Annotated in this window: 22 protein-coding genes; 15 read left to right on the top strand and 7 right to left on the bottom strand. The window is 68.0% G+C overall.

All coding sequences use genetic code 11. The features are described from left to right. Positions 1–93 precede the first annotated feature (93 nt). The 3 genes from DLM85_RS22100 to DLM85_RS22110 form a co-directional block, all read right to left on the bottom strand. On the bottom strand, positions 94–1,170 hold the full coding sequence (locus DLM85_RS22100; RefSeq protein WP_111480359.1) for a sensor histidine kinase: 1,077 nt from the start codon (positions 1,168–1,170) through the stop codon (positions 94–96). A 96-nt stretch (positions 1,171–1,266) separates the two neighbouring features. After that, complete coding sequence (locus tag DLM85_RS22105) at positions 1,267–1,977, bottom strand: hypothetical protein (RefSeq protein ID WP_111480360.1); 711 nt, start codon at positions 1,975–1,977, stop codon at positions 1,267–1,269. Positions 1,978–2,240: 263 nt separating this feature from the next. Beyond that, positions 2,241–4,451: a TonB-dependent receptor gene (locus tag DLM85_RS22110; protein ID WP_111480361.1), complete on the bottom strand. Its 2,211-nt coding sequence runs from the start codon at positions 4,449–4,451 to the stop codon at positions 2,241–2,243. A 193-nt stretch (positions 4,452–4,644) separates the two neighbouring features. Here DLM85_RS22110 and DLM85_RS22115 point away from each other — a divergent pair, with 193 nt between their 5' ends. Then, positions 4,645–6,318 carry a hypothetical protein gene (locus tag DLM85_RS22115; protein WP_133257201.1) on the top strand — a complete coding sequence of 558 codons (1,674 nt, stop codon included), beginning with the start codon at positions 4,645–4,647 and terminating at the stop codon, positions 6,316–6,318. Positions 6,319–6,365: 47 nt separating this feature from the next. On the opposite strand, the gene DLM85_RS22120 is transcribed toward DLM85_RS22115, so the two are convergent. Then, positions 6,366–8,348: an ATP-binding protein gene (locus DLM85_RS22120; RefSeq protein WP_165822250.1), complete on the bottom strand. Its 1,983-nt coding sequence runs from the start codon at positions 8,346–8,348 to the stop codon at positions 6,366–6,368. Between the two features lie 260 nt (positions 8,349–8,608). Between DLM85_RS22120 and DLM85_RS22125 the strand changes: the two genes are divergently transcribed. After that, positions 8,609–9,424 carry a hypothetical protein gene (locus DLM85_RS22125; RefSeq protein WP_133257202.1) on the top strand — a complete coding sequence of 272 codons (816 nt, stop codon included), beginning with the start codon at positions 8,609–8,611 and terminating at the stop codon, positions 9,422–9,424. Here the strand turns inward: DLM85_RS22125 and DLM85_RS22130 are convergent. Further along, on the bottom strand, positions 9,325–9,948 hold the full coding sequence (locus DLM85_RS22130; RefSeq protein ID WP_165822251.1) for a DUF4136 domain-containing protein: 624 nt from the start codon (positions 9,946–9,948) through the stop codon (positions 9,325–9,327). The two genes, DLM85_RS22125 and DLM85_RS22130, sit on opposite strands and share 100 nt — an antisense overlap. Positions 9,949–10,054: 106 nt before the next feature. Here DLM85_RS22130 and DLM85_RS25620 point away from each other — a divergent pair, with 106 nt between their 5' ends. Next, positions 10,055–10,315 (top strand): hypothetical protein, encoded by a 261-nt coding sequence (locus tag DLM85_RS25620; RefSeq protein WP_165822252.1) that lies wholly within the window; start codon positions 10,055–10,057, stop codon positions 10,313–10,315. A 182-nt stretch (positions 10,316–10,497) separates the two neighbouring features. On the opposite strand, the gene DLM85_RS22135 is transcribed toward DLM85_RS25620, so the two are convergent. After that, positions 10,498–10,929, bottom strand: coding sequence for an EamA family transporter (locus tag DLM85_RS22135; protein ID WP_111480366.1), 432 nt, complete (start codon positions 10,927–10,929; stop codon positions 10,498–10,500). A 216-nt stretch (positions 10,930–11,145) separates the two neighbouring features. Between DLM85_RS22135 and DLM85_RS22140 the strand changes: the two genes are divergently transcribed. Further along, positions 11,146–12,096 carry a 3-oxoacyl-ACP synthase III family protein gene (locus tag DLM85_RS22140; RefSeq protein WP_111480367.1) on the top strand — a complete coding sequence of 317 codons (951 nt, stop codon included), beginning with the start codon at positions 11,146–11,148 and terminating at the stop codon, positions 12,094–12,096. 84 nt (positions 12,097–12,180) lie between these two features. Here the strand turns inward: DLM85_RS22140 and DLM85_RS22145 are convergent, their stop codons facing one another. Beyond that, entirely contained in the window at positions 12,181–12,705 is a 525-nt protein-coding gene (locus DLM85_RS22145; RefSeq protein ID WP_111480368.1) for a hypothetical protein, read from the bottom strand. A gap of 142 nt (positions 12,706–12,847) precedes the next feature. On the opposite strand from DLM85_RS22145, the gene DLM85_RS22150 reads away from it, so the two are divergent. The 11 genes from DLM85_RS22150 (at position 12,848) to DLM85_RS25190 (ending at position 21,790) form a co-directional block, all read left to right on the top strand. Then, entirely contained in the window at positions 12,848–13,297 is a 450-nt protein-coding gene (locus DLM85_RS22150) for a GNAT family N-acetyltransferase (RefSeq protein WP_111480369.1), read from the top strand. Between the two features lie 171 nt (positions 13,298–13,468). Then, the gene (locus tag DLM85_RS22155; protein WP_111480370.1) at positions 13,469–14,536 is read left to right on the top strand and encodes an SIMPL domain-containing protein; all 1,068 of its coding nucleotides are present in this window, start codon (positions 13,469–13,471) and stop codon (positions 14,534–14,536) included. 181 nt (positions 14,537–14,717) lie between these two features. Then, the gene (locus DLM85_RS22160) at positions 14,718–15,224 is read left to right on the top strand and encodes a hypothetical protein (protein ID WP_133257203.1); all 507 of its coding nucleotides are present in this window, start codon (positions 14,718–14,720) and stop codon (positions 15,222–15,224) included. A 24-nt stretch (positions 15,225–15,248) separates the two neighbouring features. Continuing rightward, positions 15,249–16,220 (top strand): D-2-hydroxyacid dehydrogenase family protein, encoded by a 972-nt coding sequence (locus DLM85_RS22165; protein WP_111480372.1) that lies wholly within the window; start codon positions 15,249–15,251, stop codon positions 16,218–16,220. Positions 16,221–16,350: 130 nt separating this feature from the next. Beyond that, positions 16,351–16,629, top strand: a complete 279-nt coding sequence (locus DLM85_RS22170) for a hypothetical protein (RefSeq protein WP_111480373.1) — start codon at positions 16,351–16,353, stop codon at positions 16,627–16,629. A 378-nt stretch (positions 16,630–17,007) separates the two neighbouring features. Further along, the gene (locus DLM85_RS22175) at positions 17,008–17,910 is read left to right on the top strand and encodes a fatty acid desaturase (RefSeq protein WP_111480374.1); all 903 of its coding nucleotides are present in this window, start codon (positions 17,008–17,010) and stop codon (positions 17,908–17,910) included. A gap of 111 nt (positions 17,911–18,021) precedes the next feature. Continuing rightward, on the top strand, positions 18,022–18,468 hold the full coding sequence (locus DLM85_RS22180; protein ID WP_111480375.1) for an SPOR domain-containing protein: 447 nt from the start codon (positions 18,022–18,024) through the stop codon (positions 18,466–18,468). A gap of 182 nt (positions 18,469–18,650) precedes the next feature. After that, on the top strand, positions 18,651–19,955 hold the full coding sequence (locus tag DLM85_RS22185) for a PAS domain-containing protein (protein WP_111480376.1): 1,305 nt from the start codon (positions 18,651–18,653) through the stop codon (positions 19,953–19,955). A 25-nt stretch (positions 19,956–19,980) separates the two neighbouring features. After that, entirely contained in the window at positions 19,981–20,340 is a 360-nt protein-coding gene (locus DLM85_RS22190) for a hypothetical protein (RefSeq protein ID WP_111480377.1), read from the top strand. Positions 20,341–20,461: 121 nt separating this feature from the next. Continuing rightward, positions 20,462–21,073 (top strand): hypothetical protein, encoded by a 612-nt coding sequence (locus DLM85_RS22195; protein WP_111480378.1) that lies wholly within the window; start codon positions 20,462–20,464, stop codon positions 21,071–21,073. A 42-nt stretch (positions 21,074–21,115) separates the two neighbouring features. Next, positions 21,116–21,790 (top strand): DUF6000 family protein, encoded by a 675-nt coding sequence (locus DLM85_RS25190; RefSeq protein WP_133257204.1) that lies wholly within the window; start codon positions 21,116–21,118, stop codon positions 21,788–21,790. The last annotated feature ends 72 nt before the right edge of the window (positions 21,791–21,862 follow it).

The following is a 21,862-nucleotide window of genomic DNA, read 5'->3' on the forward strand; positions in this document are numbered from 1 at the left end:
TGTCCGCTCACATAAGCATGTGAGCGGGCAGGCCAGCGCGCCTGCTTGCCCGGCAGCCCGGGCTTGTTGTTCGGCCGGGCAAGCAGGCCGGAGTTACCCCGCCGCCAGCGTCAGCACGGGCAGCGTCACGCTGAACTCCGCCTCGCCGTGCGCCACCTGCACCGGCTCCGGGGTGAGGTGGCGGTAGCGCCCCCGCAGGTTGGGCAGCCCGATGCCGGCCGACTCGCCCGGGGCCACCCGGCGCGGGCGCAGCGTGTTCACCACGCGCAGATGGCGGCCGGCCGCGTCCAGCTCGATGCGCAGCTGCAGGGGCTGGGCGGCGGTGGCCACGTTGTGCTTCAGCGCGTTTTCGATCAGCAGCTGCAAGCTCAGCGGCGGCACCACGGCCTGGGGCGGCACCGCGGCGGCGGCGGGCATGGTTACCTGCAGGGCCTCGCCGTAGCGGATGCGCTGCAGAAACAGGTAGGACTCGGCAAAGGCCAGCTCGTCGTGCAGGGGCACCACCTCGCGGCCGCGGGCATCGAGCACGTAGCGGTACACCAAAGAAAGCTGGCGGATAAAGCGCACGGCCACCTTCGGCTCGTCTTCCACCAGCGAGGTCAGCGCGTTCAGGGCGTTGAACATGAAGTGCGGGTCGAGCTGCTGGCGCAGGGTTTCGGCCTCGGCCTGGGCCATTTCCTTCTGCAGCCGCTCGTTCTGCACCAGGGCCTCGCGCCAGCTCAGCAGAAACGAGCGGCTGTGGAGCACCAACGACACGATGCAGGTAAACACCAGCGGAAACAGGTAGCGCCCCAGCGCGCCGGCTTCCCAGAGCAGTTGCACGGGGCGGCCCAGGTAGAGCACGATAAACGCGTAGTTGATGAGCAGAATGACCAGCAACGAGCCGCCCAGCGACACGACCACCGTCAGCAGCAGGCGCTTGACGGGCTCGGTGCGCCAGCGGGCGTAGCCGTCGAGCCACTCCACGGAGTAGCCGTTGACCAGCCACAGGCTCACGGTGTAGGCGAAGGTCAGCGTCAGGTTTACGCCCAGCTGCCGCGGGTTGGCCCAGCAGCTCGGGCAGGAAGCCAGGGCAATGCCGAGGGCCACCCCCGCCATGATGAGCAGCGTGCGCAGCCACTGCCGGCCTTGGCGGAGCGGGGGCATGGTGCGGGAGGAGCTGGTCATCATGGCGGAGTGAATCAGGGGTGAAGGCGGCCCGCGGCGGGCGGGGCAAGATACTGCGGGCAAGCCGGGCCCGGGGACGGCGGGCCCGCCGGGCGCAGCTTATTTGGAGGCGGCCTGCGGCGGCCCGGCGGGCTGCTGGTAGGCGGCCAGGCGGCCCAGCAGCTGCCGCTCGCCCCAGCCGGGCGCGTTGGGCGTAGCCGGCCGGAAGGCGGCAAAGCGGGCTTTGGCTTCCTCGTACACGGGCCGGGCCACCTCGGCCCCGCCCCCGAACATCTTGGGCGTGAAGTACAGGTTGTTGCCCTGCACTAGGTAGATGCGCGGGTTGGCCGGGTTCAGCTTCCGGGCGTCGGCCAGCGCCTCGTTCACCTTGCCGGCGTACTGCATGGAGCGCGTCACCGGGGCCACGCCCAGCCGGGCCTGGTAAATGTAGGCCTGCAGCACCAGCAGCTCCGATTCGTCGCCGCGGAGGCGGCGGGCCTGCTGCAGCGCGGCTTCGGCCTGGTCGAGCTGCCGGTCTTTCACGTCGCCGTCTTCCTTGCCCTGGAAGGTGGCAATGAGCAGGGCGTAGCTCTGGTAGTAGCGCGGCAGCCAGTCCTGCGGGGCCACGGTGGCGGCCCGCTCCAGCTTGCCGGCCAGCTCCTTCAGCACGGCTGCGTCGCCGGTGCTCATCACTTCCTGAATGGTGGCGCCGAGCATTTCCTGGTAGCCGGCGGGCGCGGCCGGGGCCGGGGTCGGGGCCGTTTGGGTTTGGGCAGCAGCGGTGCTGAGCGTGGCGGCGGCCAGGGCAAGGATGAGCAGGGGCGTTTTCATGGTCGTTGGGAAAAAAAAGGGGTTGTCAGCAGGCGCGGCGGGCGTTTGCCGCCGTGGTGATTCAAAGGTGGAGTGCCGGGTGCCGGGCTGAAATTTTCCGTTGCCGAAGCGTCGGATGGAGCCGATGAACCGGAGCATTGCGGTGCTTAAGCGTGGTGGTGACTTGGCGACTCCGTGAAGCATCCGGACCGCGCTGCCCTCCCCGCGCACCTCTGCGAGAAACGACACCGGAACGGCAACGCCCGAACGCACCACCTCACCACTTATTCCGGCGCGGTTTCGGTGTCGGCGGGGCGCTTTTTGTTGATGGAGATGAGCAGGCCCACGAAGAGCATGCGCGGGGCCGAGGGCGTCAGGGCCACGCCCGGGTAGTGGCCAGTGGCGTCGGGCGCGGGGGCGTAGCGGTAGCCGAACACGTTGTCGCGGCCGAGCACGTTGGAGCAGGACACGTGCACGATGGTCAGGTTGCGGCGGATGCTGGTGAGGTAGCTCAGGTTCAGGCTCAGGTCCTGAAAGCCGGGCGTGCGGCCCTGGTTGTAGCCCGCCTGGTTCGGGTCGTGGTAGCGGCGGGGCGAGCCGTAGCTGAAGGTGCCGCCCACCAGCGTGTGCAGCCGGCTCACCCAGTACTTGCCCACCACGGCCAGGTTGTGGCGCGAGGCGAAGGTGGGCACGGCCGGCACCGGGTCTTGGCGCTGCTGCCGGCGCGTATCCACCAGCCCGTAGCTCACCCAGTAGTCGAGGTTCTTCACCGTCTGCTTGTCGCGCCAGAACACGTCCACTCCGCGGGCGTGGCCCCGGCCGGTGCTCTGGTAGCTGGCCGGGTCGGGGGGCAGCGGCACGTCGCCGGTCAGGGCCGGGGCGGCGTAGCGCGTCAGCTGGGCGTAATCCTTGTAGTAGGCTTCCAGGCGCAGGGTGCGGTCTTGTTGGATGCGCTGGTAGGTGACGAGGTAGTGCGCGGCCCGCTCGAAGCGCAACGCCCGGTTGTACTGCCCGAAGCGCAGCAAATCGTTGGCCGGCGTCTGGTAGAAGTAGCCCCAGGCGCCCGAGAGCTGCGTGCCCTCGCCCAGTTGGTAGGCCAGGGCCAGGCGCGGGGCGGCGTTCCAGCGGCCCAGCACCCGCGAGTACTCGGCCCGGCCGCCGGCGCGGGCCACCAGCTCGTTGGAGAAGGCCACCTCCGATTCGGCAAAGGCCGCCACCCGGGTTTCGTCGAAGCCCGAGCGCAGCACCGGCGCGGCCGCTTCGGCCTGATACTGCTGCCGGTAGCGCTGCCGCAGCCCCTCGGCGCCGAGCTTGAGGTTCCAGTAGGCGCCGGCCGAGTCGTTGGTGAGCACCGCGCGGCCCGCCAGGCTCTGCTCCAGCTCGTGCACGCGCTGCACGTCGGGCCGGATGTGCTGCTCGTCGCCGGTGCCGGCCAGGCCCGTTTGCAGGCTCCAGCCGCGGCGCAGCGGGCTGCGGAAGGTGGCGTTCAGGTACTGGTTGCCGTTGCGCAGGGCCACCGGGCGCCCGCCGTCGAAGCCGGGGTCGGGCTGGCGCAGGGTCAGGGCGGCGCGCGTGGCGGCGCCGTAGACCTTGACCAGCCCCGCCCGCCCCACCTGCCGGCGCAGCGCCACCGAGCCGCCCGCGGCCTGCGGGGCCGTGGTCCAGCCGAAGCGCTGGGGCACCACGCCGTAGTAGGGCTGCAGGTTGGTGTAGTCGCCCGTCACGGCCACCGAGCTGCGCGCCAGCCGCTGCTGGTGCGAGAGGCTCAGCCCCACCGACAGCAGCGAAATGCCGGTCTGCGTTTCGGGCGCCAGGTCGTAGGAGTTCAGCCCCACCACCGCCGACAGGGCCTGCCCGTACTCGGCCGAGTAGCCGCCGGTGCTGAACACGGTGCCCCGAAAGAGGTTCGGCGAAAAGCGGCCGCGCGCGGGTACGCCCGCCACCGAGGCGCTGTAGGGGCTTTGCAGGGGCAGCCCGTCGAGGTACTGCCGGGTTTCGCCGGCGGCCCCGCCGCGCACAAACAGCTTGCCCTCCTCCCCCACCCGCGAGGTGCCCGGCAGCGTGTTCAGCGCCCCGTTCACGTCGGCCAGGGCCCCGGCCGTGGTCACGATGTCGCGGGCGGTGAGCACGGTGCTGCGCTTCTCGTCGCTGGCCTCGAAGGCGCCGGCCGTGATGGTCACGTCGCCGAGCTGGTTGCGCACTTCCTTCAGGGTGAGCGTGAAGCGGTGGGGCTGGCCGTCGAGCACCACGGGCTGCTCCTGGGGCTGGTAGCCCATCAGCGTGACCAGCAGCGGCAGCGCCCCCGTCTGGCGCGTGGTGAAGCGAAACCGGCCCAGCGAGTCGGCCGTGGCCCCGTCGAAGGTGGTTTTCAGAAACACGTTGGCCCCCGGCAGGGGCTGGCCGGCGGCGTCGCGCACGGTGCCGCTGAGCGTGGTGGGTTGGGCGGCGAGGCGCAGGGCCGTCAGCAACAGGAGCAGCAGGAGCGGGAGTTTCATAGCGCAGAAGGGCGAGGTTCTGCGTCAAAAGTGGCCGCCCGGGGCCGCGCGCGCCACTTGCTGCTACCGAAGCGTCGGATGAGGCGGATGAAGCGGCGTCGGAGCGGATGAGCTGCGGGGCGGGAACCGGTAACTTGGGGCTGATACCGCTTGTGTTATGCGCCTTTTGCTCTTACTGTCCGGCTTTCTGCTATTGCTACTGACTAGCGCCGCCTCGGCCCAGTACCGCGCTTATCGGGATGTGGCCGAATCATTGACGGGGTACAGCTTACTTCCCGATTGGCCGGGGCCGTTGTACTGGAATGAGCCGGCGTACCCGTTTCACCTCACGGCCAAGCAGCTGCGGCGCCGGCGGGTGCACTGGCTGACCATCAGCGGCAGGGGCTTTGCGCTGGAGGAAAAGCAAAAAGACAGCGGCGACTTCGGCCGGGAATTCACGGCTATTATCGGCGAAATGCCGGAGTATGGTCCGCAGGATTATACCGAAGCCCGCGTGGCCTGGCGCAGCCGTTACGAGTACGACCCACAAGGGCGGCTGCTGCAAGCCGAGTGGCAGGATTCGCTGCTGACGGGGCACCTTGTCCCCGGCGTAATGGAAAACAGCCGCCGTGCGCAGTTTCGCTACGATGCGGCCGGCCGCCTGATGGAATCCCGCTTCGCCGTCGATTGCCAACGCTGCGAAGTATCCCCCGCCAGCGCCCGTTTCAGCAACCTGACGCCGCTGCACCAGCGCGACTACTACGACTATGCCCCCAACGGCCAGCTGCGCCGCTTGCTTACCAAGGGCTACATGGTGCGTGAAGTGTACAATGCCCCCGATTTCCGGCCCGATTCCAGCATTCGACAGCCCTATTACCAAGACGCCGATCCGCGGCTGCTGTACTTCCCGTACTGGACAAAGGAATTATATCGGTACGACGCGGCCGGCCGCCTTACCAGCAAAGCCACCTATGCCACCGTCGGCGACTCGCTGTTTCGCGGGGCCAGCCGGCTGACCGGCAGCTGGCACGGCACCTACAACGCCCGCGGTCAGCTGGTGCGCGAGGTAATAGCCGATGGACCTGATCTATTCACGCCCTTCGGTTTCCTGGAACTGGACACCACAACGTTCGGGCTGTGGTACACCGAGGTTCGGGAGGTGGAGTACCGGGGCCGTCGGCGCGTGGCCGAGCGGCGGCAACGGCAGTATTTCCGCAACAGCCTCCCGTCGTTTCCACTGGATACCGCGCTGCTGCGGCAAGGCGTGCTGCGACTTCCGCTGCACGATTCTACGGCCCGCATTGGTACATCCGGCCGCAGCATACTGGACAGCCTGCGCTATGGCCGGCGCGGCCGGCTGCTCACCCGTAGCCAAACGAACAGCCAGCAGTACCGACAATTCGTTGCCCGCTGGCAGTATCAGGGCCACCGCCAGCAGCTGGACTACTACGATTTTGCCCCGGTGTACCACCTGCTTCAACGCAACTGGCGCGGCCAGGTGCGTGAGGAGATGCTGGTGGCACTCCGCGAAAAGTCGCTTGCCTTGAAGCTGCCGCCCGAACCCATTACGCCCGCCACCTCCGACTCCCTGTTGCCGCTCAATACCTTGTTGCACTGGCGCGGCAGCAACGTATTCCGCTGGCAATTCGACTATCGGGGTGGCCTGCTGCGCCGCGCCGAGCTGCGCACAGCCTACAACCGCTCGAACTACCGCCGCCAGCCCCAGGATACGGTGGATGCTCGCGTAGCCCGCTTGCTGCTGCTGCCCGCGCCCGGCCGCTTGAGCCAGCAGGTGCAGCAGGTGCGCCGCCGCTGGCCCGATTGGCCCGCGAATACCTACGCCAACCGCCTGTTCAACCGGTTCGAGTACGAGTTCTACCCGCGCTGAGCAGCCAGACACGGTTCCGGATGGGCCACCGCGGGCTGAAGCCCGCGCTACGCCCGGCCCGGCAGCGTGATGGTAAACGTGGTGCCCACGCCCTCCTCCGAGTGCAGGGTGAGCGTGCCCCCGTGGCCGGTCGTCACGATGTCGTGGCTGAGAGCCAAGCCCAGGCCGGTGCCTTCTCCCGCGGGCTTGGTGGTAAAGAAGGCCTCAAACACCTGCGCCTGCACCGCCGGGCTCATGCCCACGCCGTTGTCCTGCACCTGCACCTGCACCCCGTCGCCGGGCAGCGGGCGGGTGCGCACCGTCACGGCGGGCCGGTAGTCGGGCGCGGCGCCGAGTTGGCGCTGCCGGGTGGCGTAAAACGCGTTGGTGCAGAGGTTCAGTACGGCCCGGCCCAGGTCCTGGGGCGCCACGGGCAGCGGCGGCAGCGGCGGGGCCAGGTCGAGGTGGCGCCCGGCTTCGAAGTCCGGAAACTGCTGCCGCAGGCCCTCGTAGGCCAGGTTCAGCTGCTCGGTGGCCAGGGCATTGAGGTCGGTGGGCTGGCGCGGGGCCTGGCCGGTGCGGGCGTGGTCGAGCATGCCGCGGATGATGGCCGTGGCGCGCTGGCCGTGCTGGCTGATGCTGAGCAGGTTGTCCTTCAGCCCGTCGAGGATTTCGCGGTCCAGGGCCCCGTCGCCGGTCAGGCGCTGCTGCCCGTTGATGGCGGCCAGCAGGTCGGTGCCGGCGGCGGCAAACTGCTTCACGAAGCCCAGCGGATTCTGCAACTCGTGGGCCACACCGGCCGTCAGCTCGCCCAGAAAAGCCATTTTCTCGCGCTGCACCAGCTGAGCCTGGGTATGCTTCAGCTCGGCCAGCGACGCCTGCAAGGCCGCATTGGTGCGCTGCTGCTGGTGCTGGTGCCACCCCAGCAGGGCCACCAGCGTCAGCAGCACCGCCAGGCCGCCCAGCAGAGCGTAGCGCTGGTAGCGGGCCCGCAGCTCCTGCTGGGCGGCGGTGGCCTGCTGGGCCCGCTGCCGCTCCCGGTAGTCGACGCTCTGCAGGCGCATCACCTTTTCCTGGCCGAAGAGCGTGTCCTTCATCACCAGCATCCGGCCTTGGTACTTCAGGGCGCTGTCGGCGGGCCCGCGCCGCGCAAATTCCTGGGTGAGCAGGGTACTGGCGTTGAGCACCCCGCGCAGGAAGCCGTTGGTCTGGGCCGCCTGGTAGCCCAGGCGGGCGTAGTAAATGCTCGAATCGGGGCGCTGCTGCTGGTAGAGCGCGGCCAGGCCCACGTAGGCGAAGTTCAGGCTGCGCAGATGGTGCAGGCGCCGCGACTCGGCAATGCTGCGGCGGTAGTAGTCCAGCGCCTCGGCCGGGCGGCCCTGCTTGCGGGCCACCTGGCCGAGGCCGTAGAGAATGTAGTTGGTGGGCGTGTGCAGGCGCCGGGCCAGCGCGTAGGCCTGCTGCTGGAAGTACTGGGCCGAGTCGACCTGGTTATACAGGTCGTAGGCCAGCCCGATGTTGCTCAGGTCCACCACCTGCCGCCGCTCGTCGCGCAGCTGCCGGCCGAGGCGCAGGGCCTGAAAGTAGTAGCTCAGGCCCACCTGCCGGTCGCGCAGGTACACGTAGATGATGCCAATGCTGCGCAGGTTCTGGGCCTGCAGGGGCACATCGTGGGTGGCCTGGGCCAAGCGCAGCGAGGTCTGAAACAGCTCCAGGGCCCGGGCCAGGTTGCTTTCGCGCAGGGCCGCGCCCTGGCGGTTCAGGGCCTCGCCCTCGCCGTGGCGGTAGCCGATGCGCCGGGCCAGGCCCAGGGCGCGGTCGGCGTAGGCCGCAGCCGAGTCGGTGCTGCGCACCCAGTACTGGTCGCTGATGCGGCAGAGCAGCAGCACGCGGGCAGTATCGGGCAGCTGCGGCTCCCGCACCCGGCGCACCAGGCTGTCGAGCACCGAAGCGCGGGGCGCGGCCAGCAGGGTTCTGCGGGTCGGCCCGAGCAGGGCCACCACGCAGATCAGCCCGCGCAGCAGGAAGCGGCAAAACAAAGAAAGAGACACAATAGGGCAGGTAGGGCACGGCTGGAGTGGGCAGCCGCCGGGCATGGAAACACAAATATATCAGCAGGTTTAGTGGTTTATCATACCATTATCAACTGCGCCCGCGCAGCAGTAACTGCGCGGGCTGCCCGCTGGCTGCGGCCGACAGTCCGCTACCAATTCGGCTGGCCCTCAAACAGCCATTCTCAGGGTTGCTTCGACTGGTTTCCTCTCGAATTTTACCGGTAGCGCGGAACAACCGCCTTGCTTACCTTTAGCGCATGCTTCGTTGTGCTGTTGCGGGCTTTCTACTCAGCGGGCTACTGGCCTGCCAAGCTCCGTCGGCCGAAACGCCGACTGCAGCGGCGCCGGCTACTACCACCGATTCCACGGCGCCTCCAGCCGCGGCCCGGGTTCAAGCGGCCACCACGCGGCCAGCGGCGGCTCCGGGCACTTACCCGTACACGATTCCGCCCGTCGACGAGACGCCGCGGGAGCCGCAGCTACAAGCCTTTGTGGAGCAGGTGCTACGGGCCTGCGCCCGGCGCGACCAGCGCGGCTTGCTGGCGTTGGTCGATGAAAGCGTAGCCGTGTCGATGGGCGGGGGCATCTACGGCAAGGCGGGCTTGGTTTCCGACTTTCTGAACTCATCCAGCAAGGGCAGCGGCTACGCCCGGCTGCAGCAGCTCCTGCGGCTGGGCGGCACCATCAGGCGCGACTCCGCCGGCCGCTTGACGGCCACGTATCCGTACTTGCAGGACGAGGACCGGCACAGTCAGCTAGTGCGGCAGCTGGATTTCGAGCCGTTTGTGACTTTCGTGGGCACCACGCCCGACGTGGTGGTACACGCCGCTCCCAGCAGCCGCAGCCCGGTGGTTCGGCGGCTGGCCTATCCGGTACTCATCACCCCCTACGACGCGGTCGGCCGGACCGACTTCTGGCTCCCGGTGACAGCCGCCGACAGCAGCTTCCAGGGCTACGCCGACGCCCGGCAGCTCTACTGCCTGGCCGATGTCACGCTGACCGTCGAGCAGAAAAACGGCCGCTTGCGCATCACCAGCGTCGCCCCCTTCGATTGGCGCGCCGGCACCGGGTAGCGCCCGAACAGCTCCGTTACGGCCTCGTCCACGCGCCGGGCCGACTTGGCGGCGTCCTTGCTCAGGGGGCTGGCCGTCACGCCCTGCCACACCAGGTCGTTGCGGCGGGCATCCACCACGTCGACGGTGACGGTGCCCACCTGGTAGGTGCCCACGGGCACTTCGCCGGACTGCCAGTGGTAGTTGCGCTGCCCGATGTAGTACGGGGCGCCGTCGGTGCGGAAGTCGGTCTGGCGGGTTTGCACTTTTTCCTCGTTCACCACCCCAATGTTGATCCACAGCTCGGGCTGCTCGGCGCGCCGGTAGCCGCGGCGCTCCATCTCGCGGGCTACGGCCTGCTGCACGTCGTCTACGCCCACGCCGGCCGTGCGGAATGCGGCTTCGTTGCGGGCCTCGCCGGGCAGGAAGTTGTAGGTGCGGTAGGCCGTGAAGTCGACGCCCGGCGCCTGTTCCGTCGATTTGACTTCGGTGGCGGAGCAGGCCGTCAGCAGGGCCAGCGCGACTAGCAGCAGGGACTTTTTCATGGCAGCAGCAAGTGAAGTGGGCCCGCGTGGGCACCTGGCGGCGCCCCCGGGCCCTATGTTTACGGGCCGGGCCCGTTGCCGGCCTTGTTTCTTCCCTTTTCCGCGCATGACCTGGCATTTTCTCGGTAGCTGCCTCGACGGCGAATCGTTCCGCATCGGCGGCCTCGACGTGTGGCAGCACCGCTGGCAGCACCAGCCGCAGCCGGCCACCGTCATCGACCCGATTTACGGCGTGCGCAAGGTATTCGGGGTGTACGTCATCGGGCCGCCCGACGCGCCGGTGCTCTTCGCCGCCGGCGAGTTTTCCAACTGCATCTGGGGTTTTTACCAGCTGGGCGGGGCCGGCCAAGTAGCCGGCCCGCCTTGAAACAAGTCGATATGCGCATGGCCTGAAGTTGCTGCTGGGCGGTCAGGCGCGGCAGCCGGGCCCGGGGCCATACCAACGCTCGGGGCTGCCGGCATTTCTACAAGGCCTGCACCGAAGCCAGGGCCCGAGCGCTGATGGTCTATGCTGAGCGTCCCTGGCAGCTGACAACGCCCAACGCCTTTTTACCCCGCCGACTTCTGCGAGAGGGCAATGAGCGCGGCCCCGCCGGCCATCAGCACGGCGCCCACCACCAGCTGCCAGTTTACTTTTTCCTTGAGAAAGAGCACGGCCAGGATGACCACGAACACCAGCGAGACTTTGTCGAGGGTGCCGGCGCGGGAGGCCGTGCCGAGCTTGAGGGCCTGAAACGAGAACAGCGACGAGAGGCAGGTGATGACGCCCGCCGCGGCCAGAAACAGCAGGTCGCGGCGCGGAATGGCGGCCAGCTCACCCAGCTTGCCCTGCCAGGCCACCACCCCCCACGACACGAGCAGAATCAGCACGGCCTGCACGGCAAACGCCAGTGGGGGCGCCACGTTTTTCACGCCGATTTTGGTGAGCGTCACTACGACGGCGGCCGAGAGGGCGGCCAACAGGGAAAAGACAATCCACATACCTGACAATCAGCCGGCAGCCTACGGGCGGGAGCAGCCCCGGCGGGTGGCCGCCGCGCCCCGGCAAGTACGGCGGGACCGGCTCAGAGTTACCGGAGCCCTACCGGCCGCAACGCCGCCGTCTGCCCGCCGTACGCAAAGGCTGCCTACCTTCGGCGCGGCGTTTTCCCCCATTCCGGCGCCGTTGTTCCTTGTCTGCCTACCCCATCTTTTTCCGTGTACCTGCACCACGTTGCGGCTTATCTGCCCGCCACCGTCGTTCCGAACGACCATTTTACCCGTTTGAACGGGCTGGCCTCCGACTGGATTATTGAGCGTACCGGTATCCGCGAGAGGCGCCGCGCCGCCCCGGACGAAAACACCAATACCATGGCCATAGCGGCCGCCGAGCGGGTGCTGCGCGAAGCGCCCGGTATCGAAACGGCCGACATCGACCTCATCGTGGGCGCCACCTACACGCCCCACGACACCATCGTGACCGTGGCCCACGCCGTGCAGCACGCGCTGGGCGTGGCCGACATTCCGGTGGTCAGCATTTCCTCGGCCTGCTCCTCGCTGCTGAACGCGGTGGAAATCGTGGAAGGCTACTTTGCCCTGGGCAAGGCCCGCCGGGCGCTGGTCATCACCTCCGAGCACAACACGGCCTACAACAACGAGCACGACACCATGGCCGGCCACCTCTGGGGCGACGGCGCGGCGGCCCTGCTGCTCTGCGCCGACAAGCTGGCCCCCACCGACCTGCGCGTCGACGAGGTCGTCACGGCCGGGGCTGCTACGGTGGGCAAGGCCACCACCAGCGTCACGCTCAAGCCCGTGGAGCGCGGCATCGTGATGCCCCACGGCCGCGACGTGTTTCAGTACGCCTGCCAGTACATGACGCAGGTAACCCAGCAGGTGCTCACGCGCCACGGCCTCACGGTGCAGGACCTGCGCTGGCTGATTCCGCACCAGGCCAACAAGCGCATCAGCGACGTGGTGCTGCGCAACACCGGCCTGCCCCCCGAGCGCCTCGTCTCGAACGTGGAGACGCTGGGCAACACCGGCTGCGCGGGCGCCGCCATCGGCCTGGCCGACACGCTGCCCGGCCTGCAGCCCGGCGACCGGGTGGTGGTGACGGTGTTCGGCGGCGGCTACTCCTACGGGGCCATGCTGCTCACCCGCGAGTAAGCCCCGCTCGGCCCCCAAACGCCAGGCCCCGCCGTCCGCCACTACTGGCGGGCGGCGGGGCCTGGCGTTTGTCGCGCGTGGCGCTTAGTCGTTGTTGCCGGTGGCGCCTTCGTCGGTGAAGCCGCCGGCCGCTTTCGGGCTGGATTTGGTGGCCTGGGCCACCTCGTTGGTCAGCGGCACGTCCACGGAGGCGTCGGCGCCCGGCTTCGCGCCTTTTGCCTTGCCGGTATTCTCGCGCAGGTCGGCCGTCACCTTATCGACTTTTTCCTTCAGGTCGGCCGTCAGGTGGTCGGCCTGCTCCCGCAGGTCGGCGGTTACCTTGCCCGCCTGGTCTTTCAGGTCAGCGGTTACTTTGCCGGCCTGGTCTTTCAGGTCGGCGGCCACCTGCCCGGCCTGCTCCTTCAGCTTGCCGGCCTGCTGCTTGATGGCGGGCCAGTTGCGGCGCCCGAGCACGTAGAGGGCGCCCGCCCCGGCAGCCAGCAGCGAGGCTCCGATGAGGGTGTTCTTGCTGACGCCCTTGCGCTTGGACTTGCTGGCGTCGCCGTGTTCGGCGCTGGTGCTGGCACCGGCAGGGCGCTGGGCCCGGGCGAATTTGACTTTCTTGCTCATGATGGTTCGTTGGAATGGAGGTAGCACTTACGCAGCCCGTGCCGGCCACGTTTCCGTCGTCGCCCCATATCTGCTGCCGGCGGCGCCCCGAGCCACTCCCGGCGGCCCTGCGCTACCTTTGCGGCCCTACTTTTTCGCTGCCATGACCCTGACCTGGACCCTCAAGCCCTTCGCCGACCTTACTACCACCGAGTTGTACGCCCTGCTGCAACTGCGCAGCGAGGTGTTTGTGGTGGAGCAGCAGTGCCCGTTTCAGGACCTCGACGGGCTGGACCAGCAGGCCCACCACCTGCTGGGCCGCACCCCCGACGGTGAGCTGGCCGCCTACGCCCGCCTGTTCGGGCCCGGCCGGAGCTATGCCGAGGTGAGCATCGGGCGGGTGGTGGCCGCGCCGCGCCTGCGGCGCTACGGCTTCGGGCGGGCGCTCATGCAGCGGGCCATCGAGGCGTGCGCGGCCCTGTTCGGGGCGCAGCCCATCAAGATCGGGGCGCAGGAATACCTGCGGGCGTTCTACGAGAGCTTCGGCTTCCGGCAGCAGGGCGCAGGCTACCTGGAAGACGGCATTCCGCACATCTACATGCGGCGCGACTGAGTCGGCCCGGTGCTACCGCGCGCGGACCGCGGCCACCAGGTTTCTAACCCGGCGTTAAACGCCGGCGGCTATTCCCTATCTAAGTTATTACCTGGTGCCGGCGCGGGCCCCGGCCTGCCCCCGTGGCCGGCGGCCTGGGCGGTATCGGCTCACCTATTTTCCCTTATTCCCATGAAAATTTCGTTACTCCTTCTCAGTGCCCTCAGCGTGGCCGGCAGCTTTGCGGCCCGCGCCCAATCGGCCGGCAACGCCGTGTACAGCAGCCGCGGCAGCCAGCAGGACTACGGAGCCGTGCGCCGCGCCCCGCTCAACGCCGACGTGCTGCACCAAAGCGAGGTGGTGCTGGAAGCCAACGTGCTCAGCAACGTGAAAGCCACCAGCTACGTGGCCATTTTCAGCGTGACGCAGCACGGCCGCACCGCCACCGAAACCGACTCGCTGATGAACCTGCGGCTGAACGTGGCCCGCGCGGCCCTGGGCGAGCTGGGCATCCGGCCCGAGGCCCTGCACCTCGACGTGGTGTCGTTGGTGCCGACGTACGCCATGCAGCTGGAGCAGAAGAAGTTCAGCCGCACGGCCAACGAGGTGCCCACCGGCTTCGAGCTCAAGAAAAACCTGCACGTGGTGTTTACCGACCACGAGGTGCTGGCCCAACTGGTGACGCGCCTGGGCCGCGCCGAAATCTACGACCTGGCCAAGGTGGACTACAACCTGGCCGAGCTGCAAACCGCCTACGACGAGCTGCGCCGGGCCGCGGCCGAGGTCATCAAGCAGAAAGAGCAAAGCTACGGTCGCATGGGCCTGCACATCGAGGTGCAGAACATGACCGACGGCTTCCAGGCCGTGTACCCGCTGGAGCGCTACGCCAGCTACACCGCCTACCGCAGCGGCAGCACCCCGGACGAAGTGCGCCTGGCCCGGCAGCGCAAGGCCGCCGCGGCCAACGTGTACGTCAGCGCCCAGAACGCCACCGTGCACGTGCGCCCCGCCGCCGCCCGCGGCCGCGAAGACGACTCGGAGTTTATCGTGCGCACCGCCGACAAGGCCCAGACGATTTACTACAACCGCACGCCCTACAACTCCTTCGACACGGTGCTCCACGCCGACTTTGCCGAGCCCCGCGTGCAACTGATCTACACCCTGAACGTGCGCTACAGTGTAATAAACCAGAAGCAGTACGAGGAGTACGAAGCCGAAAAAGCCAGGCAGAAGAAGGGCCACAAGAAGGACAAGGACTAGCCGCTCGATCCGGCTACGCAGGCCGAAGTGGTCCTACGACTTAGAGTCGTAGGACCACTATCGTCGAACGGAGGTGCTGCAGCTGAAGGGGCAGTTGGCCTCGCATCAGAAGATTGACGACTATTGCGGCCGATACGCTTTGCCTGATACCATGCGCCATACCCTGATTTTTCCGCTGCCTATGCTGCTAGTTGCGCTGACGGCGCCCTTGGCAGCCAGCGCCCAAACCGACGACTGCGTCCGCGGCCTGCCCGAGCCGGTGCTGCAAAAGGCCGTATTCCCCACCGCGAAGTTTCAGCTGAACAAGGCTCGCCGGGAAGGCACCGAAACCGCGCAGCTCGGCGGCGGCACCCGGCTCACCCTGCTCAACGCGGGCTGCGAGTACTACACGCTCACGTTCCGCTTCGAGGGCCAGCTGCGCACCGTGCCCGCCGACACTCGCGCCTGGTACCGTCAGGCGGCGGCCCTGCTCCGCCAGACGGCTCCCGGCCTTCAGGCGCCCGTCCACCCGCTGCAGGCCGCCGCCGCGCTGACCCGCGCCGCCGGTGCCAAAGCGGCCCCGGCCCTCAACCAGGAGCTGCACTACGACGGGGAGGAAATCCGCGAAACCGTGGCGCTGGCAAAGGTCCGTAAAGTCGGCAGCACCGGCTATAACCTCGAACTAACCGTTTCCCTCGGGCCGCTGTAGCGGCCGGCAGTGCGTTCTTGCGCCATGCACATCATCATTCCCGACGACTACCAGCACGTCATCCACAGCCTCGACTGCTTCCGCAAGCTCCAGGGCCACCAGGTCACCCTCTACCACGACGCCGCGGCGGACCTCACCACGCTGGCCGAGCGGTTCCGCGACGCCGACGCGCTGGTGCTGACGCGCGAACGAACCACCATCGGCGCCGCGCTGCTGGCGCGGCTGCCCCGGCTGCGGCTTATCAGCCAGACCGGCAAAATCGCCCCGCACCTTGATTTGGCCGCCTGCACCGCCGCGGGCGTGGCCGTGGCCGAGGGCAGCGGCTCGCCGGTGGCCCCGGCCGAGCTGGCCTGGGCGCTGATGCTCAATGCCCGCCGCGAGCTGCCGGCCGCTATCGAAGCCCTGAAACAGGGGCGCTGGCAGGTGAACCTGGGCCGGGCCCTGCAGGGCCAGACGCTGGGCATCTGGGGCTACGGCAAGATCGGGCGGCGCGTGGCCCGCTACGCCCAGGCCTTCGAGATGCCGGTGCTGGTGTGGGGCAGCGAGGCCTCGCGCCGGGCCGCCGAGGCCGACGGCCACCGCGCCGCCGCCAGTCGGGAGGCCTTCTTCGCCACGGCCGATATCGTGAGCCTGCACCTGCGCCTGACCGCCGCCACCCGCTACCTCATCGGCCCCGCCGACCTGGCCCGGATGAAGCCCGATGCGCTGCTGGTCAACATCAGTCGGGCCGAGCTGCTGCAGCCCGGCGCTCTGCTGGCCGCCCTGCAGGCCGGCCGCCCCGGCTTCGCCGCCCTCGACGTGTACGAGCAGGAGCCCATCTTCGACCCGGCGCACCCGCTGCTGCAGCTGCCCAACGTGCTCTGCACTCCGCACCTGGGCTACGTGGAGCGAGGCGGCTACGAGCTGTATTTCGGCCAGGCCTTCGACAACGTGGTGGCCTTTGGCGCAGGCCGCCCGCAGCAGCTGGCCAACCCCGAGGTGCTGGCGCGGCCATGACGCGGCGCGGACTGCAAGGTGCTGCCGGCGAGGCCCAACCATTTGCCGCCGCGCTTTTGCCAGCAGCAGAAGTTGATTTCGGAAAGATTCTTGCAGCCCCGCCGGCTGAACCTGCTAACCACTACTCCCGATGAAAACCGACGCGTACACCAAGTCCGTGCTCACCGTTATTGCCTTCTGCCTGGTCGTGCTCGTGCTGCGCGGCGTCGACTTGCTGCCCCGCGCTACGGCCGGCGGCGTGGCGGCTCCGGCTCAGGAGCTGCAAACCAGCCGCCCCCTGCTCGTCAACAACGACGGCTCCATCAACGTGCGCGTGACGGGCCTCGAAGGCCCCCTGAACGTGAACGTAGCCGCCGTGGGCGGCAACCGCGTGTACGGCGCCAAGGTGCCGGTGGAAGACAACAAGTAAGCCTCACCCCCGCCGCTACGCACAACGGGCCGCCCCAGCACGCTGGGGCGGCCCGTTGGCCTGTTATCCGACGCGGCGTTATTCGCTCCGGTCGCGCAGCTTTTTCTTTTCGTCCTTGGCCGCCTTCTTTTCCTTGGGCGACTTGGTGGGCTCTTTCTTTTTCTCTTTGCGGGCGTCTTGCGCTTTAGCCATGTTGGGGAACGGTTGAGGGTGAATGAACGGGATGTTGCTAACGACAAACCGGGCGCCGCTGTTGTGCGCCCGGTGCCCAGCGCGCGGGGTGAAACGAACGGCCCCGCGGCCCCAAAAAAGCACATTATTTCCGGTTTTTCCGCCCGGCGCCGCGTATCTTCAGTAGGTATTTAAGCCCCTTCTATTATGCTCGCTGACCGTGTTATTGCCCCCGGCGACCGGCTCGCCGTGGGTTGGCCGAAAGTCCTCTGGCTGTATTTGATGCTGGTGCCCGCCCTGCTCTGGGCCCCGGCCGCCTTCACCTGGCCCCGCTTCGTGGCCTCGGCCCTGCTCACCTTCGCGACGGTGGGCGTGGGCCACTCCATCGGGCTGCACCGCGGGCTGATCCACCGGGCCTACCGCTGCTCCCGCCTCACCCGCGGCGTGCTGGCCTACCTGGCGGTGCAGGCGGGCATGGGCGCCCCGCTGGCCTGGATTCGGGTGCACCACTACCGCGACTACTGGCAAAACCAGCCCGACTGCCCGCGCTACTTCGCCTACCGCCACTCGGCCCTGCGCGACTATTTCTGGAACCTGCACCTGGCCTTTCAGCCCGCCGACGACGCGCGCTACCCCCTGCCCGCCGCCGTGCTCCACGACCCCTGGCTGCGCTGGCTCGACAAAACCTGGTACTGGCACGTGCTCGGCTTTATCGCGCTGCTGGCCGTGGCGTTCGGGCCCGAGGTGGCGGTGGTCTGCGGCTTTGCCCGCATCAGCACGGCCATTCTGGGCCACTGGTTCGTCAACTACATGGTGCACTCCTACGGCTACGCCCGCTACCGCATCGAGCAGGCCACCGAAAGCGGCTACAACGACTGGCTGCTGGGTTTGCTGTCCTTCGGCGAGGGGTTTCACAACAATCACCACGCCCACCCCGCGTCGGCCAAGCTCAGCACGGCCTGGTACGAGGTGGACCTGGGCTGGCCCGCCGTGCGCCTGCTGCAGTGGCTGGGCCTGGTGTGGCGGGTGCAGGCCGTGGGCCACACGCCCACCCAGCGCCGCCGCGCCCGCACCGGCCCGCTGCGCTGGCGCTTCTGGTGGCAGAAGTAAGCCCCTGCGGCCGCCCGCCCAACCCGCCGCGCCGTTGCTGCGTTCAGCCTGAAAAATACCCGCCGGCCGTTCGGGCCGCGGCGCATCCTTCATTCCCAACTCCTTCCCCTCATGGTACACCCGCACACCGTCGTCGGCGCCTTTGGCACCGTCGAAGCGGCCCAGCGCGCCGCCGACCAGCTCACCCAACACGGCTTCGCCGCCGACAGCGTGGAGGTGTCGGACCACGACACCACGACCACCGAAAATCCCACCGGGGAATTCCCCGAAAACGACGGGTTTCACCACCTGATCATGGCCATTTTCGGGCCGCCCGCCGCGCATTCGGGCCCGCGCTACGACGCCCGCCGCCACGGCTTCGTGGCCGTGCACCTCGATACCTACGCCGAGGCCGAGCGCGCCCGCGACCTGCTCGACGCGGCCGGCGCCGTCGACGTGCACGAAATCGGCATCGGCCACCGCGGCGCCGTGGGCGACAGCGCGCTCGACGCCGAGCTGCGCCCGCACCGCAGCCGCATCATCGAGCGCCGCCCCGGCGAGCCGCTGCGCCCGCTGTAGGGTACAGGGTACTTCGAAACCAATTTCATCGGCGCGGGTTTTTAGGAACCCGCGCCGATTTTTTTGTGTCCGTCTACGGTTGAGCTTCGTACTAGCCTGCGTAGCGGCACTACCTTCGTGCCACGGCGGGCGCCGCGGCACGCTTCCGCTTCGTTATCCTCCGATTCCCTCGCTGCCCCCTCATGGCCGACCAAGCCCCTTCCATCGACTACCAGCACCTGTTCCGCTCCCTGGCCGATAACTTCCTCGTCATCGCCCCGGACGCCGACGCAACCATCCTCGACGACACCGAACGGCACGCGGCCGTGGCCATGAAAAGCCGCGCCGAAGTGGTGGGCAAGCCCTTTTTCGAGGCTTACCCCGCCGCCAGCCAGAACGAGGCCGACATCATCCGCGAGTCGCACGAGCACGTGCGCCGCTACAAGCAGCCGCACGCCATGCCGCTGATTCGCTACGACCTGGAGCGGCCGGCCGAGCAGGGCGGCGGCCTGGAGGAGCGCTACTGGCAGGCCACGCACTACCCGGTGCTCGACGCGGCCGGCAGCCTGCAGTACATCGTGCAGCGCACCCAGGACGTGACCGAGCAGCACCTGGCCGAGCTGCACGCCCGCCGCATGCAGCAGGAGCTGACCGAAAGCCAGGAGCGGGCTCGTTTCACCCTGGAAGCCCTGCCCGTGATGGTGTGGACCACCGACCCCGCCGGCGAGGTGGATTACTTCAACCAGCGCTGGCAGCAGTTTACCGGCAAAAGCACCGAACAGCTGCTCGGCCACGCCTGGACGGAGGACGTGCACCCCGACGACCGGCAGCGGGTGACGGACAACTGGCGGCAGTCGGTGCAGACGGGCGAGGAGTCGCAGCAGGAGTACCGCTTGCGCCGCCACGACGGCAGCTACCGCTGGGTGCTGGCCCGCTCGCAGCCGCGCCGCAACGCCGACGGGCAGATTACCATGTGGGTGGGCGGCGCCTTCGACATTCACAACCAGAAGCAGATGGTGCAGGAGCTGCTCGACGCCAACGAGCAGCAGGCCAGCCTCTCCGACCAGGCCTACCAGGCCTACCAGCTGGCCGAAAGCCAGCGCGAAACCTTCCACAACCTCTTCATGCAGGCACCGGCGCTGATCTGCATTCTGCGCGGCGCCGAGCACCGCTTCGATTTCGTCAACCCGCCCTACCAGCAGCTGTTCGCGGGGCGCCAGCTGGTGGGCAAGACGGTGGTGGAAGCCCTGCCGGAAGTCATCGAGCAAGGCTTCGTGGATTTGCTCGACCGCGTGTACCACACCGGCGAAACCTTCTACGGCAACGAAATCATGATCATGGTGGAGCAGCCCGACGGCAGCGGGCAGCCCCTGTACCTGAACTTCACCTACCAGCTGTTCTCGGAAAACGGGCAGAAAGCGGGCATCACCGTCTTTGCCTACGACGTGACCAGCCTGGTGCAGGCCCGCAAGGTCCTGGAACGCCTCACCAATCCGTCCGGCAATTAATCCTTCGCGGCCTATTTCCTTTTCTATGAACCTCAGCAACCTGGATTTTCAGCAAGCCAGGATCAAGCAGGTGCTCTTCAAGTCGCGGCTGCGCTCGGTGCTCTACGGGGTGCGCGAAGCCGACCCGGCCCTGTTCTCGCTGCGCGACAACCCGTTGGGCCAGTGGTTCGACGCCGTTATCCGGCCGGCCTACGGCTCGCGCCCCGAAGCCTACGAGCTGGAGCGGGCCCTGCAGCGCATGCTCGATACCGGCCAGGACCTGGTGAAGCAGTACCGCCGCGGCCAGATCGAGGAGGCCCGCGCCGGCCTCGACCGCGTCGACGCCCACGCGGCGCGCATCGAAAACCTACTGCTCACCCTGGAGCAGGCCGCCACTGCCGCCTGAGGCCGCCACGCAGCCAACTGAAAATCACCGTTTCCGGTGGCCGCTTCGCCGCCGCCGCTTATCTTGCAGCCGCCGCGGGACCCGGAGTCCGCGGCGGCTGTCTGGCGTAAGGCTACTTCGGATGATTGTCTACGGCTACCACTCCTCGCATCTGAGCACTACGGCGGTGCCCGCCACGGCCTGCCCCGGCTGCGGCGCGCCCGATGCGCTGCGCATGAGCGTGTACGGGCGCTACGCCCACCTGCAGTGGCTGCCGCTGCTGCCGCTGGGTAAGACCGGCGGCGTGCAGTGCAGCCAGTGCCAGCTGGTGCTGCGCCCCAAGGAGCTGCCCCGGGCACTCAAAGCCGAGTTTCGGGAGCTGCGCGCCCAGACGCGTACCCCGCTGCGCCACTGCCTGGGCTTGCTGCTGGCCGGCGTGGCGGTGCTCGGCAGCTTTGCGGCCGGGGCCTGGCACCAGGTGCAAAACCAGGAGCGGCTGGCCCACCCCCACATCGGCGACATTTACCACATCCGCTCCGAGGCGCCCGGCTACTATACCCTGCTGAAGGTGACGGCCGTGAACGGCAACAGCGTGCGGCTCAAGCAGAACAACTTCGAAACCGACCGCGAAGGCGAAATCGAGCAGCTGGACCTGCCCGAAAACTACGACGCCGAGCCCTTCGACCTGACGCAGCTGGATCTGCAGATTATGAAGCAGCAGCAGCAGCTGGTGGCGGTGGAGCGGCCGGAGTAAGGGCCAGACGGCGAAACGCGACGCATACCTGAGTTGGCGCCAATGAACCTGGAGAACCTCCGAAAGCTGCTAGGACCGTTGGCGCCCGAACAGCTACGTGCGGCGTTGCATTCCGCTGGGGCTACGGGGCGGCCCCGGAATCCGTTTGAGAACCTGGCGGTACCCGGCAACGACGCGCCACTGGGCGCGGAGTTTATCGAGCAGTGGGTGGTGCCGTTTTACATGCAGCGGCTTTCCGATCTGGATGCCACGAGTTACGCCGCTTTTGTGGCAGCGGCTCGGCGCATCACGCCCAAGATTGTTACACAATTGCTGGGCGATTTTAACTGGCGCACACGCCTCACCGGCGCTTACTTCGCCGCTATCAACAACTACCAGCAGTTTACCGATGCCATCGGTCGGCTGCTACTCAAAAGCGAGGTATGCTACGCGGCTGATGGCTACTGTCTGGCCTTGCTGCTGTTTGGCACGGCCGAAGCCAAGGACTATCTGCAGCAGTACCTGCACTATTATCTACGCCGGCCCGATCTGTGGTTCGACCAGAATGACGCCTTGGCAGCGCTGACCCTGCTCGACACGGCCGCGGCGGCTGAGTTTGCGGAAGCCTGGCTCAAGTTCGTGGCCGACAAGCCAAACTGGAATCTTCAGCGTACCACGGAGCAGCTGCAGGCCTGCGCAGCCGTTATCCGGCGAATGCGCCTGGACCTCGGCCACTAGCTCAGACGGGAAAGCCTGCGCCCCCAACGCGCCCCGTCCGGCGCCGTATGTTTGTGCTTTCCGCGTACTTGC

This window comes from Hymenobacter edaphi (genome assembly GCF_003258365.1).
Classification (GTDB): domain Bacteria; phylum Bacteroidota; class Bacteroidia; order Cytophagales; family Hymenobacteraceae; genus Solirubrum; species Solirubrum edaphi.

Coding starts and splice junctions, on each gene's coding strand:
- DLM85_RS22195 (WP_111480378.1), top strand. CDS start 20,462: ATGATTGTCTACGGCTACCACTCCTCGCATCTGAGCACTACGGCGGTG.
- DLM85_RS22190 (WP_111480377.1), top strand. CDS start 19,981: ATGAACCTCAGCAACCTGGATTTTCAGCAAGCCAGGATCAAGCAGGTG.
- DLM85_RS22165 (WP_111480372.1), top strand. CDS start 15,249: ATGCACATCATCATTCCCGACGACTACCAGCACGTCATCCACAGCCTC.
- DLM85_RS22155 (WP_111480370.1), top strand. CDS start 13,469: ATGAAAATTTCGTTACTCCTTCTCAGTGCCCTCAGCGTGGCCGGCAGC.
- DLM85_RS22125 (WP_133257202.1), top strand. CDS start 8,609: ATGCTTCGTTGTGCTGTTGCGGGCTTTCTACTCAGCGGGCTACTGGCC.
- DLM85_RS22100 (WP_111480359.1), bottom strand. CDS start 1,170: ATGATGACCAGCTCCTCCCGCACCATGCCCCCGCTCCGCCAAGGCCGG.
- DLM85_RS22110 (WP_111480361.1), bottom strand. CDS start 4,451: ATGAAACTCCCGCTCCTGCTGCTCCTGTTGCTGACGGCCCTGCGCCTC.
- DLM85_RS25190 (WP_133257204.1), top strand. CDS start 21,116: ATGAACCTGGAGAACCTCCGAAAGCTGCTAGGACCGTTGGCGCCCGAA.
- DLM85_RS25620 (WP_165822252.1), top strand. CDS start 10,055: ATGACCTGGCATTTTCTCGGTAGCTGCCTCGACGGCGAATCGTTCCGC.
- DLM85_RS22130 (WP_165822251.1), bottom strand. CDS start 9,948: ATGAAAAAGTCCCTGCTGCTAGTCGCGCTGGCCCTGCTGACGGCCTGC.
- DLM85_RS22105 (WP_111480360.1), bottom strand. CDS start 1,977: ATGAAAACGCCCCTGCTCATCCTTGCCCTGGCCGCCGCCACGCTCAGC.
- DLM85_RS22180 (WP_111480375.1), top strand. CDS start 18,022: ATGGTACACCCGCACACCGTCGTCGGCGCCTTTGGCACCGTCGAAGCG.
- DLM85_RS22185 (WP_111480376.1), top strand. CDS start 18,651: ATGGCCGACCAAGCCCCTTCCATCGACTACCAGCACCTGTTCCGCTCC.
- DLM85_RS22170 (WP_111480373.1), top strand. CDS start 16,351: ATGAAAACCGACGCGTACACCAAGTCCGTGCTCACCGTTATTGCCTTC.
- DLM85_RS22160 (WP_133257203.1), top strand. CDS start 14,718: ATGCTGCTAGTTGCGCTGACGGCGCCCTTGGCAGCCAGCGCCCAAACC.
- DLM85_RS22135 (WP_111480366.1), bottom strand. CDS start 10,929: ATGTGGATTGTCTTTTCCCTGTTGGCCGCCCTCTCGGCCGCCGTCGTA.
- DLM85_RS22175 (WP_111480374.1), top strand. CDS start 17,008: ATGCTCGCTGACCGTGTTATTGCCCCCGGCGACCGGCTCGCCGTGGGT.
- DLM85_RS22150 (WP_111480369.1), top strand. CDS start 12,848: ATGACCCTGACCTGGACCCTCAAGCCCTTCGCCGACCTTACTACCACC.
- DLM85_RS22145 (WP_111480368.1), bottom strand. CDS start 12,705: ATGAGCAAGAAAGTCAAATTCGCCCGGGCCCAGCGCCCTGCCGGTGCC.